The organism is Oceanospirillum sanctuarii, from assembly GCF_002150805.1.
In the GTDB taxonomy this organism is placed as follows: domain Bacteria; phylum Pseudomonadota; class Gammaproteobacteria; order Pseudomonadales; family Halomonadaceae; genus Oceanospirillum; species Oceanospirillum sanctuarii.
In genome coordinates, this window is sequence record NZ_MTBA01000012.1 from 1 (window position 1) to 15,429 (window position 15,429).

At 50.9% G+C, this 15,429-nt stretch carries 11 protein-coding genes and 1 tRNA gene; 7 read left to right on the forward strand and 5 right to left on the reverse strand.

What is annotated here, in order from left to right:
* Window positions 1-141: 141 nt before the first annotated feature.
* The 3 genes from BV405_RS15475 to BV405_RS15485 all read left to right on the forward strand — a co-directional run bounded on the left by BV405_RS15475 (window position 142) and on the right by BV405_RS15485 (window position 5,114).
* Window positions 142-1,392, forward strand: coding sequence for a GGDEF domain-containing protein (locus BV405_RS15475; RefSeq protein ID WP_086481804.1), 1,251 nt, complete (start codon window positions 142-144; stop codon window positions 1,390-1,392).
* The gene (locus BV405_RS15480) at window positions 1,392-2,063 is read left to right on the forward strand and encodes an SOS response-associated peptidase (protein ID WP_086481805.1); all 672 of its coding nucleotides are present in this window, start codon (window positions 1,392-1,394) and stop codon (window positions 2,061-2,063) included. Before BV405_RS15475 ends, BV405_RS15480 begins: the two co-directional genes overlap by 1 nt.
* 252 nt (window positions 2,064-2,315) lie before the next feature.
* Window positions 2,316-5,114 (forward strand): insulinase family protein, encoded by a 2,799-nt coding sequence (locus tag BV405_RS15485; protein WP_176330188.1) that lies wholly within the window; start codon window positions 2,316-2,318, stop codon window positions 5,112-5,114.
* A 109-nt stretch (window positions 5,115-5,223) separates the two neighbouring features.
* Here BV405_RS15485 and sbcB read toward each other — a convergent pair whose 3' ends face one another.
* From sbcB to phbB, 5 genes are all read right to left on the reverse strand, one after another.
* Window positions 5,224-6,666, reverse strand: a complete 1,443-nt coding sequence (sbcB, locus tag BV405_RS15490; RefSeq protein WP_086481807.1) for an exodeoxyribonuclease I — start codon at window positions 6,664-6,666, stop codon at window positions 5,224-5,226.
* 85 nt (window positions 6,667-6,751) lie between these two features.
* Window positions 6,752-7,012 carry a cell division topological specificity factor MinE gene (gene minE / locus BV405_RS15495; RefSeq protein ID WP_086481808.1) on the reverse strand — a complete coding sequence of 87 codons (261 nt, stop codon included), beginning with the start codon at window positions 7,010-7,012 and terminating at the stop codon, window positions 6,752-6,754.
* Window positions 7,009-7,821 carry a septum site-determining protein MinD gene (gene minD / locus BV405_RS15500; protein ID WP_086481809.1) on the reverse strand — a complete coding sequence of 271 codons (813 nt, stop codon included), beginning with the start codon at window positions 7,819-7,821 and terminating at the stop codon, window positions 7,009-7,011. Before minD ends, minE begins: the two co-directional genes overlap by 4 nt.
* A gap of 123 nt (window positions 7,822-7,944) precedes the next feature.
* Window positions 7,945-8,640, reverse strand: a complete 696-nt coding sequence (gene minC / locus BV405_RS15505) for a septum site-determining protein MinC (RefSeq protein WP_176330189.1) — start codon at window positions 8,638-8,640, stop codon at window positions 7,945-7,947.
* Between the two features lie 124 nt (window positions 8,641-8,764).
* Entirely contained in the window at window positions 8,765-9,502 is a 738-nt protein-coding gene (gene phbB / locus BV405_RS15510; RefSeq protein ID WP_086481811.1) for an acetoacetyl-CoA reductase, read from the reverse strand.
* 254 nt (window positions 9,503-9,756) lie between these two features.
* On the opposite strand from phbB, the gene BV405_RS15515 reads away from it, so the two are divergent.
* The 4 genes from BV405_RS15515 to rmuC all read left to right on the forward strand — a co-directional run bounded on the left by BV405_RS15515 (window position 9,757) and on the right by rmuC (window position 15,137).
* Window positions 9,757-9,833, forward strand: a tRNA-Met gene (locus BV405_RS15515).
* 417 nt (window positions 9,834-10,250) lie between these two features.
* A complete protein-coding gene (locus BV405_RS15520) occupies window positions 10,251-11,078 on the forward strand; it encodes an inositol monophosphatase family protein (RefSeq protein WP_086481812.1) in 828 nt (275 codons plus the stop codon).
* Between the two features lie 282 nt (window positions 11,079-11,360).
* A complete protein-coding gene (locus tag BV405_RS15525) occupies window positions 11,361-13,385 on the forward strand; it encodes a PAS domain-containing hybrid sensor histidine kinase/response regulator (protein WP_176330190.1) in 2,025 nt (674 codons plus the stop codon).
* 105 nt (window positions 13,386-13,490) lie between these two features.
* Window positions 13,491-15,137, forward strand: a complete 1,647-nt coding sequence (rmuC, locus tag BV405_RS15530) for a DNA recombination protein RmuC (RefSeq protein WP_086481814.1) — start codon at window positions 13,491-13,493, stop codon at window positions 15,135-15,137.
* Window positions 15,138-15,429: the final 292 nt, after the last annotated feature.

Below are 15,429 nucleotides of genomic sequence, written 5' to 3' on the forward strand. Positions count from 1 at the left end.
AAGTAAAAAAGTTTCAAAAAAACTGAATATTTTCAAAACGATGCGATTCTGGCCATCGAGGTAACAAATCTTCATGTTATGGCGCTTGCTTTCCAGGGCTGAGCTTTTAATCTACCTATTCCGGTTAACAGTGAGGTTGTCGTGAATCGTATTCTGTTAAAGCTGAAAGAATCAGCGCTTGTTCCTTTGTTGCTTCTGTTGATCACTATCCCTGTAGCCCATTTTGGCTATAACGCTTTTTCTCCGACAGTCAAAGACCTGATCTCTCTTGCTCCTTATATCGTCTTTACTGCCGCAGCGACCCTTTCCCTTGTTTATGGCCGCCTTCGGGTACTGATGACCTTGCTGACACTGGTGACAGCCTACTGGAGTTTTACAACTCTTCTAAGCACCGTGGGCCAGAGCTGGGGAAAGTTCAGTATTGAGATGGTATTCAATTCAGTAACCATTCTTGGCCCTCTGAACATTGTGCTATTCGCTTTCTGGCAGGAAAAGGGCTCTATGGTGACGGACCTGCCGACCAAGCTTATGGTTCTTGGTGCACAGGTATTTGCTATCTGGCTGGTATGCGAATATCAGCACCAGCCAACCCTCTTCTTTATGACTCAGATGATCTGGCCATCACTTCATCCCGACTGGGTAAATGTTTCTCCTATTGCCTACTACATTTTTATTATCGCTTTCCTGGCTATGTCAGGCCTGATGCTCTGGCAGCCCTCTACTATCAACGCCGCCCTGTTCTCAGCGTTGATCATTCTGTTTATTGTCAGTCAACAACTTCTGATTCCCGGCTATCTTTCTGTCTTTATGTTCCTGGCAGGCCTTCTACTTGTCGGTGCCATTATCCATGAAACCTTCAATATGGCTTTCAAAGATGATCTGACTGGCCTACCGGGTCGGCGAGCCCTTAATGAACAACTGGCGAAGCTTGGCCGTAACTACACCATCGCTATGATGGATGTGGATCACTTTAAGAAATTTAACGATACCTACGGCCACGATATCGGTGATCAGGTTTTGAAGATGGTTGCTGCGAAAATCCGACGGGTGACAGGCGGAGGTAAGGCCTTCCGCTATGGTGGTGAGGAATTCACTATCCTGTTCCCAAACAGAGATGTTCAGTACGCGCTGCCGCACCTTGAAACAGTCCGTGAAACCATCGCCAACTACGCGATGAAGATTCGCGATGACAATCGCCCAAAGGACGATCAGACCGGAAAGAACAAGCGCGGCAAGAAAGCAAAACAGGATAGCTCAACCGTTTCTGTGACCATCAGTATTGGTGTTTCTCAACGGGAGGGTGCGAACAAAACACCTGAGCAAGTGGTAAAAGCTGCGGATGATGCTCTGTATAGAGCTAAACACGCAGGCCGCAACAAGGTAAGCACCTGATGCCCGGTCGTCTGATTGTCACCCCATTTAATACCGACACACTTTTGAACGAGCCCTTGGTGATCCGACAGCCTCTGATCACCAGTTACAACCTGCCACCCAAGGGCTTTGTCAGCATTATCAAGCAAGGCATTGTCGATAAAGAGCTTTGCGAAGGTTATTGGGGGTACAGCCCTCAGTGGCTAAAGGTACTGGACAACAGCCCTTACTCTGCCCGGGTTGAATCTTTGGATGAAAAGGCGATGTTTAAAGATGCTCTTGAAACTCGCTGTATTGTTCCTGTATCCGGATATTATGAGTGGCAGCAATACACCCGCCATAAGCGACCATTTGCTGTTCGCCGCCCTGAAAACCGCACTTTTTTGCTGGCTGGAATCATGACCCGCTACGCGACTTCAGAAGCTACTGGCTACGACACCTTTGCCCTGCTGACTTTGCCCAGTAATCAGATGATCGGCAATATTGCAGCCCGCATGCCGGTAATTATCCCACGGGAAGAAGCGGATACTTGGCTTGATCCAAAAACCGATCCAACGCCCTATCTGGTCGCCGCTGACAATGACTACCTCGACTACTACCCTGTTGCCCCTCTGGTCAACAATCCGGTCAACCGCTCACGCATTGTCTCTGAACCCAGCGGACATCGATTCCGCTACACCAATGAATCTTAATTCCCGTATGAACTGATAGCCGAACCGCAGAGTTTGGCTTGATCTTCTGCGAACCAGCACCCACCATCAGGGTCAATAGAAGGAATTAACTCTATCTGTCACCGTTAACGGCGGACATTCCGCTTGGATAAAAGCGAGTAATCCATGTCATCAACAGGCTCTAACCGACCACCTAAACTGTTACAGCGTCCGAAACCTATTTTGATCGGCTGCACCCTGATCTCTTCACTTTTGCTAACGGCCTGCAATCCTATGTCTATAAAAAGCACGACCGACAACAGCACCTATAGCGCACAAAATACAGAATACCAGCCATTAATCATCAGCCAGAATGATCAGCGCAGCTATCGCACCCTGACGCTGGATAACCAGCTGAACGTGATTCTGGTTTCCGACCCGAAAGCGGACAAAGCCGCCGCAGCTATGAACGTTGCCATTGGCAGCGGTCAGGACCCGGAAGACTTTGCCGGTCTTGCCCACTTCCTTGAGCACATGCTGTTTCTGGGCACTGAGAAATACCCTGAAGCCGGTGAATACCAGAGCTTTATCAGCAAGCATGGCGGCAGTCACAACGCCTTTACTTCATATAAAGACACCAACTACTTCTTTGAAGTGGACAGTAACTATCTGGAACCAAGCCTTGATCGCTTCGCCCAGTTCTTTATTGCCCCCCTGTTTACCGAAGCCTACGTGCAGCGCGAGAAAAATGCAGTGCACTCTGAGTACCAGTCAAAACTGCGTGACGATGGCCGCAAACAGTTCGATATTCTGAAACAGGCACTGAATCCGCAGCACCCCTACAGTGGATTCAGCACCGGTAGTATCGAAACTCTGGCGGATAAAGAGACAAGTGCACGAGACGCCATGATGGCGTTCTACCGCAAACACTACTCCGCTAACCGCATGTCACTGGTGATTCTGGGTAATGATTCGCTGGATGAACTGGAGAAGATGGCGCGCAACAAGTTTGCTGCCGTTGAGAATCACAATGCAGAAGCTTTCAGCGTCGATAAGCCGCTGTTTGCCGAAGGTCGTCTGCCGCTACAGCTGGATATCAAACCCTTGCAGGCACGCCATGCACTGAAACTTCAGTTTCCGATGCCGGACCCGGCTCAGCATTTCACCAAAAAACCCGCTTCGTATCTGGCCAGTCTGATCGGTCATGAAGGTGAAGGCAGTTTGCTGTCCTATCTGAAAGCCCAGGGCTGGGCCACAGGTCTGTCCGCTGGCAGTGGTATCAGCACCGGTGAAGAGTCCCTGTTCTCTATTAGCATCAATCTGACCGAAACTGGTTTCCAGAACAGTGATGCGGTAACGAATGCAGTCTTTGGCTATATCAGCCTGCTGCAGAATAAAGGTATCGATCAATGGCGCTTTGACGAACAAAAGGCACTGTCTGAGCAGGCATTCAACTTTATGGAAGCCAGCTCCCCGATCCACTTTGTCAGTGGACTGGCCTTTAATATGCCGCGCTACCCGGTCCAGCAGGTGCTACACGCCCCTTACGCCATGGAGAACTTTGATGCCGGACTGGTGCGCCAGTATCTGAGCTATCTGACGCCCGAAAACCTGCTGCTAACCCGCATCAGCCCGGATGTTGAAACCGATCAGGTCTCCCCTTGGTTTGAAGGTGATTACCGCCTGACTGCTTTTGACAGCCAACAGATTAAACCGGTATCTACCGAGCGGTTCCGCCTGCCGGAGGCCAACCCCTTTATCGCCGATACACTGGGCATGAAGGCTGGCCTCACCACCATGGAAAAACCAGCAAACATCAGCGATACCAAAACCACTACGCTTTGGTACAAAGCTGATACTGAGTTCAATACACCCAAAGCGCAGCAGTATTTCAGCCTGCAGTCACCGGTAAGCATCGAATCCGCCGAAACAGCGGTACTGACTCAACTACTGGCCAGCTGGCTGAATGAAGCCAGCAACGAGTTTGCCTATCCTGCCAGTCTTGCAGGCCTTGATTACACAGTTTACAAACATGTTCGCGGCATCACCTTCCAGCTGGGCGGTTATGACGACAAACAGGATGTACTGCTGAAAGAGCTGCTGGATACTCTGACCAAAAAGGCGATCAGCGAAGAGCGTTTCGCCTTGGTCAAACAAAGCCTGATCAAGCGCTGGCAGAATGCCGATAAAGCGCCCCTGTACCGCCAGATCATTGGTGAGGTGGGTTCCGTGCTAATGCAACCGGGCTGGAACGAAAAACAGCTGCTGGCGACTATCGAACCACTAACAGCAAAAGATCTTGAGCAGTTCCGCAGTCACTTCCTGTCACGGCTGCATCTGGAAGCGATGATTGTCGGCAATATGACAGAAGCTGAAGCCAAGCAGAATCTGCATTTGGTAACCGCTACCCTGAAACCCACGCTGACGGAGCATCAGGTACCGCGCCTTACCGAGATGAGTCTTGAAGGCAAAAACCTGACGCATAAACCGGAACTGAGCCATAACGACAACGCCTGGCTGAAGTATTACCAGCCTGCCGAGACTGACGGTGCAGAAAGCTATTCATCTCAGGCCCGCTGGATGCTGCTGGCCCATATTCTTCAAAGTCCTTATTACCATGAGATGCGTACCCAGCAGCAATTGGGCTATGTGGTTTTTGCCAGTTACCACCCAACCCTGAAAGTACCGGGGCTGAGCCTGCTGGTGCAGTCACCCAGCCATACGCCGGAGCAGATTCAGTCTCTGAGCGATGCTTTTATGGGCAACTTCGCCCAAAGCTTTGCCGCTATCAGCGAACAGGAGTTCACTGAGCAGAAAGCGGGTCTGCTGGCGAATATTCTCGACAGCGATGACCGCTTGCAGGAACGTGCACAACGCTTGTGGCGCGAGATGGCACTGGACGAGATCAGCTTTGACCGCAGAGAACAACTGGCAGAAGCCGTAAAGGCACTTCAGGTTGAGGATCTGCGCCAGCTGTTGAATGAGATCGCCGATCAGAAAACCGGCGTACTGACCGTGCAGTATCAGTCCGGCAGTAAAACCTTTACCGAGGCGGACACACTGCGCTCGGAGCTTAAGGCGATTCAGCGTTAAGCCGAGCTGCTGAAATGCCGGTACAAAAAAAGCGATAACACGCAGGTGTTATCGCTTTTTTCATTTTTGCAGCCTTGCCAAAACAAGCTTGTGTTAAAAGAGAGCACTTTTAAAACAGGTGCGAAGGCACCAGAGACTCCACATACAACACCACATCTTCCAGAATATTCTGATCTCGGGGTGACAGTTCGGTCTGGCTCAGTTCCACTAATCGCTGGTTAAACTGCTCTGGCGTCAGACTGCTGACCGCCGGATCATTGATGCGCTGCCAACGGTACTCGTCCCACTGCTGCAGCTCTTCACCGGTGAGCCAGTCTTTATAGTTACGGGCTTTGTAGCGGAAGAACATCTCTTCCAGACGAGAGTCCTGAAAGGTGGGCTGCAGTTCAGACAGCGCCTCTGCCGGTGTTTCGCGGATCATCTCCATCTGATCTTTATCATGGTGACCAAAGAAGCCGCCGCCATAAAGCATCAGATCCGGATCATCAGAGCCGCCTTCAAACTCAGGTGCGCTGAATACCGCCTGCAGTTTCGCAGTCAGATCACCCAGGCCAGCCAGTATCTTCCAATGCCCACGGCAGGTATCCAGACTGATGCCGGTACGGGCTTCAACCTTTTCATCCACCATACTTACCGGCAGCACCACAGGGCAGCGGTTAATGTGGATCACTTTCAGCGGAATACGCGGCTGATCCAGCTCGCTCTGCGCGGTAAAGACCCGGCGCTGAATCTCTTCAGCGGACAGACTGCCCAGCTCGGAAGGATCCGCCATCAGGTCGTAACAGATGATGCCGTTTTTATTGGTCGGATGCTGCGCCAGCGGCACAACCACAGCTGCATTACCCCGAGCAGCACCGAACATACCTGAGATATGCAGTACCGGTTTGCGGCTGACCAGATCCAGCTGATCGGAAACCTTATGTTTATTGCGCAGATCAAACAGGTGCTGATACAACTTAGGCTGCTTATCGCGAATCAGGCGCGCCATAGCGATAGTCGCCCGCACGTCGGATACGGCATCGTGCGCTCCCTCGTGGGCGATGCCATTGGCCGCAGTCAGATGTTCCAGCTTAAAGCTGGGCTGGCCCTGATCGTTTAACGGCCATTCGATACCGTCCGGACGCAGGGCATAAGCGGTACGCACCACGTCAATCAGATCCCAGCGCGAGTTGCCGTTCTGCCATTCACGACCGTAGGCATCATAAAAGTTACGATACAGGGTGTGGCGGGTCATCTCATCATCAAAACGCAGGGAGTTGTAACCCAGCGCACAGGTGTTGGGCTGACTCAGTTCCTGATGAATATTGGCAATAAACTCCGCCTCAGGCACACCATTACGCTGGGCATCCTGTGGCGTGATGCCGGTGATCAGACAGGCATCCGGATGAGGCAAAAAGTCATCTGCTGGCTGACAGAACCACTCAACCGGTTCTGCAATTTCATTCAGATCCAGATCGGTTCGGATACCAGCAAACTGTGATGGTCGGTCTCGGCGGGGGTCGGCACCAAAACTTTCATAATCGTGCCAGAATAACGTGGGCTGTGAACTCAAGGTTCAGGTCCTTACTTTTATCAGGGCCTGTAGCCTGTAATCGGCTCAGCTCCGGCAGATCCGGAGCTGAGATTCGGGTGTCGAATCAGGGCAGATTACGTGGCCAGGATACATTTAATTCAATCTGAGAACGCTGGGGCAGACAGTGATAGCTGATCTGAATATCGTCCTGCTCAGACTGGGTATAGCGACGGATCACTTCAACCAGCTCGCTTTGCAGGCGAGGCAAGAAATCAGGCTGATTTCGCTGCATGCGGTCCTGAGAAATCATAACTTTCAGTCGTTCCCTGGCGATATCCGCAGACTGACAACTCTCTTTCTGGAAAAAATCACGCAAACGCTTCATCGCCGACCTCCAAACATCCGGCTGAATAATCCTTTTCTTTCGAGTTCCGTAAATCGCATCGGAAGCTCCTCACCCAAAAAGCGGGCAACCGTATCACTATAGGCCTGACCGGCATCGCTGTCACTATCATGCACCACAGGAACCCCCTGATTCGATGCACGCAGCACAGCCGGTGACTCAGGGATCACACCAACAACAGGAATGGCCAGAATCTCTTCAATATCCTGAACCGACATCATATCAGCGTGCTCAACCCGCTCAGGGTCGTATCGGGTGATCAGAAGGTGTGAACGAACAGACTCGCCTTCTTCCGCCTTACGGGTCTTGGAATCCAGCAGACCAATAATGCGATCCGAATCCCGCACGGAGGAAACTTCAGGGTTGGTCACCACAATGGCTTCGTCGGCGTAATACATCGCCATGACTGCGCCACGCTCGATGCCTGCCGGAGAATCACAAATGATGAAATCGAACTCCTCTTTCAGAGTCTCGATCACTTCACCAACCCCTTCGTAGGTCAGTGCATCTTTATCCCGGGTCTGAGACGCAGGCAGCATAAAGAGGCCATCAAGACGCTTATCTTTAATCAGTGCCTGACTTAACTTGGCTTCACCTGTGGTGACATTGATCAGGTCATAAACCACCCGACGCTCGCAGCCCATCACCAGATCAAGGTTTCGCAAACCTACATCAAAATCGATCAGCACCGTGCGATGACCCTGCATGGCCAAAGCGGTTCCGATGGATGCACAACTGGTGGTCTTTCCAACACCACCTTTTCCGGACGTTACCACGACTACCCTAGCCACGCGCCCTTCCCCCTTTAATAGTATTTATTATTTCCATTGAGATATCGGTTCTATATATACAGATAAAACAATAAAGCAGTGTAAATCGGTTCTTTATGCACAGATTCGTTATAAACGCCTCTGTCAAACGATAACTAAACTCTGATCTTCTAAACGCAGCTCAACCGGAAGATCACTATTTTCCGGCCACTCGCAGGCATCAAAGGTCTGAAAGACACCTGCGATAGAAACCAGCTCCGCTCTGAGCTGCTGACACAGAACTTTGGCGTCTGTATCCCCCTGTGCCCCAGCGATGGCTCGCCCGCGCAGTGCCCCCCAGATCTGGACATTACCATCAGCAATCACTTCGGCACCTTCATTAACCGCGCCCAGAATAACCAGATCGGCGCAACTGGCATAGATTTGCTGGCCGGAACGAACTGTTCCGCGCACAAATCGGGTCGGCAATCGCTGGATACAACCCTTATCTTTAGCCACTTCTTTCAGGCGACGCTCGGTCAAAGGCGGAAACCAACCTAAACCCAAAGCCCAGGCGGATTTCTTAATCGCTTCCTGACCGCAACGCACGGCAATAGGAATCAGCCCATTGCGCTTGCAGACATCAACAATCATCTCAAGCGCCACTGGCAGTTCTTCTAACTGATCAAAAGAGAGCAGCACCGGAGTCTGACGGAAAAACGCGGGCGCTTTCTGAGTTTGACGACTCAATTCCTGTTCGATTTTTGCACAGTCAGCCGTCATCAGCTCCAACGTCGTGATCGTCAGATTACCGCCCTTAAACTGGAAGGCTGCTTGTTGGTCCCGCTGGTCTGGATGCACAGAAAGCTCGCTGAATATTTCAGTAGATATGTAAATTTGTGTGAACTGAAACCATTATACAAGATGATCTGATTCCAGATGCAAAAAAAGCCGGCAATTGCCGGCTTTTCATCACGCAAAACAGTTAGCACATGTGCTGGCCGCCATTTACTGCCAGATTAGCACCTGTGATAAAGCCACCATCTTCTGCAGCCAGGAAAGAAACCGTGCGGGCAATCTCTTCCGGCTTACCAAAACGCCCTACCGGAATACCTTCCATAATCTGATTACGGATCGGCTCATCGATCTTCATAATCATATCGGTTGCGATATAACCCGGAGAGATAGTGTTTACGGTAATACCTTTACGGGCCGTTTCCTGCGCCAGCGCTTTGGTGAAACCGTGCATACCTGCCTTAGCTGCTGAATAGTTGGTTTGACCCATCTGCCCCTTCTGACCATTGATCGAAGAGATATTGATGATGCGACCAAACTTCATTTCCAGCATGTTTTCCAGACAGGCTTTACTCATGTTGAAAACACTGTCCAGGTTGGTTTGCAGAACCTGATGCCACTGCTCCCAACTCATCTTCTTCATGAAACCATCACGGGTGATACCAGCGTTGTTAACCAGCACCGCAATCGGCCCCAGGGTTTCTGCCACTTGCTTGCAACCTTCCTGACAGGAATCAAAATTGCCGACGTCGATGTGCACGGTCTCAAAATCGTAACCAGCGGCTTTTTCAGATTCCTTCCAAGCCTGTGCTTTTTCCTGGTTCGTTGAGGCCGCCACAACCTGATAGCCATCATCAGCCAGACCACGGCAAATTGCAGTACCGATACCACCGGTACCCCCTGTTACTAAGGCGATCTTCTTACTCATCTTACATTCCCTCTGCTTGTAGATGTCGCTCTCGCATTCCCTGTTTTACTGACCCACGGTGACAACACCATGACAGAAAAACAGAGTTTTACCGAAACATCCAAACCACGTGCCGGTGACATACCGGCATCATGCCCGGACAGGCAAAAATCCTTGTGTGACTATCGAAATACGCTTTTTATTTGTTTATTTTGATTTTCAGCGTAAAAACTTTTGACATTCAATTATTTAGCCCTATAATGCACTGCATCTGATGCGGGGTGGAGCAGCCTGGTAGCTCGTCGGGCTCATAACCCGAAGGTCGTCGGTTCAAATCCGGCCCCCGCTACCAAATTCAGAGAAAGCCAGATTCTTCGGAGTCTGGCTTTTTTTATGCCTGCTTTTTACGCCTAAGGCCACATTACCGCTGGCAGCAGTCATCATCCCTTTCTCTATCCTTCTTCCCTGCACCATGAAAGCGCTTAGTAACCGATTAGCTCTTCAGTCTAGTGCACAATTCTGAAATAGCCTTTACAAAAATACGGCTTTATTGGCTGGCTAAGCTATCAAAGGGTAACGACTGCGACAAGCAAATATGACCAGCAAGTCACCATGCAGCGCAGCATAATACTCACTATATAAAGCCTAACTAATTGTTTCCTATCAGCATTATCGGATTCCGGTCTTTAGGTCTTATTGCGATTTACTTAATATTCCCGTCAACCTAATAATGATTACCGGCAACCCCAACAGCCGACGGAGTTTCATCATGGAAATCACTGCCAGCCAACCCTCTGAGTTACAGCAATATCTGAGCCAGGCTATCGCCATCGCCCGTCAGGCTGGCGAGCTGATTCGCTCTGCCCGAGAGGAGCAAAGCTTCTCACAGGATTACAAAGCCGGGCACGAACTGGTAACCAGTGCCGATCTGAAATCCGACCAACTGATCCGCGCCCTGCTGCAACTGGCCTTTCCTGATCATGACATTCTGTCGGAAGAATCCTCTCCGGATTACTCCGATACCGCAGCTCTGCAAAAACCTATGTGGATCATCGATCCGATCGATGGCACGGTAAACTACGCTCACGGTTTACAGCAGGTGGCGATTTCCATCGCTTATGCCGAACAAGGAGAAGTTAAAGTCGGGGTTGTGTATAACCCGTTTCTGGATGAGTTATTCACAGCGGTATCCGGCGAGCCCGCACAACTGAATGGTGAGGACATTCAGGTCAGCGAAACCAGAGAACTGAAAAAAGCCCTGATCGCCACCGGTTTTCCTTATGATAAATCCCTGATACCGACACTACTGCCGCGCCTGCATCAGGTACTGAATAACTGTCAGGACATTCGCCGCATGGGGTCAGCGGCAATCGATATCTGTTATGTCGCAGCCGGACGCTTAGACGGTTACTACGAAACTGTATCACCATGGGATTTTGCGGCAGCGCGTCTGATCGCTTTGCAGGCAGGGGCTTTAGCAGGCCATCTCGATGGCTGTCCGGATAACTTCCCACCAGCCCTTTACGGCGAGCAGATGCTGGTTGCTAATCCGACACTTTATCCCCTACTACAGAATCTTCTGCAAAAGCCTGCCTGATCTGCGTCTTTATCTATTTGCGAGGCAGATATACACCTGCCTCACAGAAAGCTACACAAGAAAACGCTCTTTAAAACCCTTTAGATGATATGGTCTTAACCGTCATACAAGGGTGCGGAAAAGAGGTTCGAGTATGACAGAAAAAATAAAGCCAGAGATAAAAACTATAGCAATCAGGATGCTATAGCTGACGCTCTGATAACAGGCAATTAAGGTATTACAAAAGAACTTTAATCCTTATAAGATATGCGGACTTTAAACCCAACCCACCCAGAGGCAGCTATGTTCGCCGTTGCAAACACGGATATCTCATCGGAAGAGATCAAACTGCTGGCAACAGCTTTTAATGCGCATCAGCCCATTGCGATCATCGATCGTTCCGGCATCATCATCAAAGCCAATGAGGCCTTTGCTGAGCTGACCGGTTATGGTCTGAATGAGCTGGCTGGCCGCAATATTCGTATGCTGCGCTCTGAGAAACAGGGCGACCACTTCTATAAAGAACTCTGGCTGGGCTTAAAAGATAAGGGTTTCTGGGAAGGCGAGATGTGGAACAAGACCCGTAATGGCGATGTTCCCCACCACGTTAATATCACGGCAGTTCAGGATGATACCGGGCGTTTTACCCACTACGTTGCTTTCTACGAAGACCTGACCACAACCTACGAGCACCAGCATTATCTCGAACGTAAAGCTCAGGAAGAATCATCCCTGAGTATTCTGATGGCGCTAAGTCTGGATAGCGTGCCCATGCACGAGTATCTGGGTCAGTCTCAGGCCCGTATCATGCACCACCACAACTGGCAGTGGCGTTTTCTCGCTTTATACCAGCCAACGTCTATCGGCCTGAAACCTCAGATTCAGCACGGCGGCTGCGCCAATAATCCCTGCATAAAGATCCCCATGACACTGGAACTCTGTCAGAAGGTGATCGACCAAGGCTCTCCGCAGATTCTGCCGATGAATATAGAAGATACAACCCACTGTATTATCGAGCAGGATCATGTGGCCTATGCGGTGCCGCTGCAGCATGCCGGACAGCCCTCGGTTCTTCTGCTTTATCTGCCGGAACGTATTCTGAATACCACAGAGAACCGTACTTTTATCCACCGTATCGTACATGTTCTCGGCATGGGGATTAACAAACGTCTGACGGAACAGGCTTTGATTGAGGCTCGCGACAAAGCAGAAAAAGCCAGTCAGGCCAAATCCAATCTGCTTTCCAGCGTTAGCCATGAGCTACGCACCCCTCTGAATGCCATTCTGGGCTTTACCCAGCTCTTGCAGGATGAGCCTATGGAAGAAGAGCAGAAGGAATCTGTAAACGAAATCCACGTTGCCGGTAAACATCTGTTGGCGATGGTGAACGACATTCTCGATCTCGCCCGGATTGAGTCCGGACGGGTCCGCCTTAATACCGAGGTTGTTCCTCTGGCCAAGGAGCTGGAAAGCAGCCTGCTGCTGGTTCAGCCTCTGGCGGAAGAACATCAGCTGAAGCTGGAAGTGGACCTGAGCGCCAACCCCGATCAGCAGGTACTGACCGATCGGGTTCGTATCAAACAGGTGCTCTTTAATCTGCTCTCCAACGCCATTAAATACAATCACCACGGCGGCACAGTTAAGATCCGCCTGCAGAACCGGGATAAAGGCTTTGTCCGTATTCAGGTGATCGACAGCGGTATCGGTATTCCGGAGGATAAGCAACAGGATCTGTTTGAAGCCTTTAACCGTCTGGGCGCAGAAAGCACCAATGTCGAAGGAACCGGAATCGGTCTTGCGCTCTGCAAACGTCTTGCAGAGATGATGCACGGCCAGATCGGCTACAAACCCAATCCCGATGGCGGTAGCATTTTCTGGATCGACCTGCCGGACAGCCACCCCAAAGAGGAACCTCAGGATACCGCCAGCCGGTTCAATATCCTCTGCGTCGATGACGACCCGATTCATCTGAAGTTGCTGGAAAATGCCCTGCAGAGTCGTGAAGATATTCGTCTTTTCACCGAAAACAATGCCAGCTACGCCGTAGATCTGGCACAGAAGCACCCTCTTGATCTGATACTGATGAATACCGATATGCCGGATCTGAGCGGCCTTGAAATGCTGGAGATTCTTCAGGTCAGCCCACAGACGGCTACCATTCCTATTGTGGCTATCGCGGAGGATGCCCAGCCCGAAACGGTTAACCAGCATCTGCAGGCAGGATTTGCGGAATACTTCACCAAGCCGCTGTCCATGGACAAACTCCTGCTGATTATTGAGCAGCTGCAGATGGAGCAGGAAAACCTGATTGCTGTCAGCAGCAGTTAAGTCTGAAATAGAACCTAAGGTCGTCCCCAGCAAAGACACTGTATAAAAATATAGTTCGATTTCTTATACTAGCCGGATCGTTATCTGCATCAGGTGCATCCGGCTATGTCATCGCTATCCAATCTTCTGTTACCCGCACTATTACTGATCTCTGCACTGGCAGGCTCTCTTATCAGTGTCGCCATCCTGCGTAATCGTCACCAGCAACAGCTGGAACGAGAACTTGAGATTCAGGCCGAACAGCTTCAGCAACGCTATCAGTCAGCCATGCAACAGATGCAGCTGCAGCTGCAACACACTCAGGAAACCAGCAGCGATCTGCGCCAGCGCCTGCAAACCAGCGAAGCCGAACTAAACCGCCTGCAGCAACTACAGCAGAGCCAAAGCCAGCAGATCGCCGATGCTCAGGCGCAAAACCATTACACCAAAGAGCTGCAGCAGAAACTGGCTCGTATGGAACAACGCTTTGAAGAGGAGCAGCAGCGCCGCCAAAGCGTGGAACAGGACAGCACCGCCCAGCAAACCACACTCGACAACCTGCATGAAGTGGTGGAGCGCAGCCAGAATCAACTGGCCAATAAAGACCAGCAGATCAGTCAGCTGCAGAAACAACTGCTGACTCTGGAACAGCAACTGGCGACCACCCGTACCCGCTTGGAAGAAGAGCAGAAAGCCTCACAGGAAAAGATTCAGATCCTGAACAGTGCCGAACAGAAACTCAGCCAGCAGTTTGAAAACCTCGCCAACCGCATCTTTGATGACAAGAGCAAGCACCTGAACCATCAGCACCAGCAAACCCTCACCAGTCTGCTGAATCCTTTTAAAGACCAGCTGAACCAGTTCCGTCAGCAGGTTCAGGACAGCTACGGTAAAGAGGCGCAGGAGCGCGCCATGCTCAAGCAGGAGATCCACAGCCTAAAGGCTCTCAACCTGCAGATGAGTCAGGAAGCACTGAATCTGACCAAGGCACTGAAAGGCGACAAAAAAGCCCAGGGCAATTGGGGCGAACTGATTCTGCAGCGGGTACTGGAAGAATCCGGCCTGCGGGAAGGTCACGAATACGAACTGCAGGCCAGCCGTCGGGATGAGGAACGCCAGCTCTATCAACCGGATGTGATTGTGCATCTGCCGGACAACAAAGATGTCATTATCGACGCCAAGGTTTCCCTTAACGCCTACGAATCCTTCCACAACAGCGAAGATAAAACCGAACGCCAGCAGTATCTGAAAGCCCACGTTGCCGCAATCCGCAATCACATCAAGGGGCTTTCTGCCAAAGACTATCGCGAGTTGAAAGGGGTTCGCAGCCTCGACTACGTGCTGATGTTTATTCCGGTGGAAGCCGCCTTTATGACCGCCTTTGATGCCGAGCCTGATCTGTTCCGCGAGGCCTTCGAACACAATATTATGATCGTCAGCCCCACTAGTATGATGGTCGCCCTGCGTACCATTCAGAATATCTGGCGTTACGAGCGCCTGAATGAAAACGCTCAACTGATCTCCCGCCGCGCCGGCCGCATGTACGACAAACTGCGTGGCTTTGCCGAAGATATGCAGAAGCTGGGCAACCAGCTCAGCACCGCCCACCAGACCTATGACAATGCCCTGAATAAATTCAGTCAGGGGCGCGGCAGTCTTGTTGGACAGGCGCAGCAACTGGCCGAGCTGGATATCAACATCAAAAAGCCCCTGCCCCAGGAGCTGACCGATATGGCCTCTGTCGACCTGCCGGATCTGACCAAGAACCCATAATGCCAGTCACTAGCGCTTAATCCTCGCCACAGACTGAATTTTTTTCATTAAAACCTGAGGGTTAGCCTGAAAAATATGGCAGAAAAAAGACTGCGCACTCTGCAATCTTGACTATAGTAAGGTTGTGGGCGGAGTTAGACATTGCAAACGCTCACTACGCTCCGGTAGTGCTTTCCTGCGCGATCATCAGCAGAAGCACATCACTTCGCCGGGTTTCACACAACTCTATTAACTACAGATAAAACACTTAGTTTAAAACCAGAAGTAAGCTTTAAAACCGTAAGACCGTAAA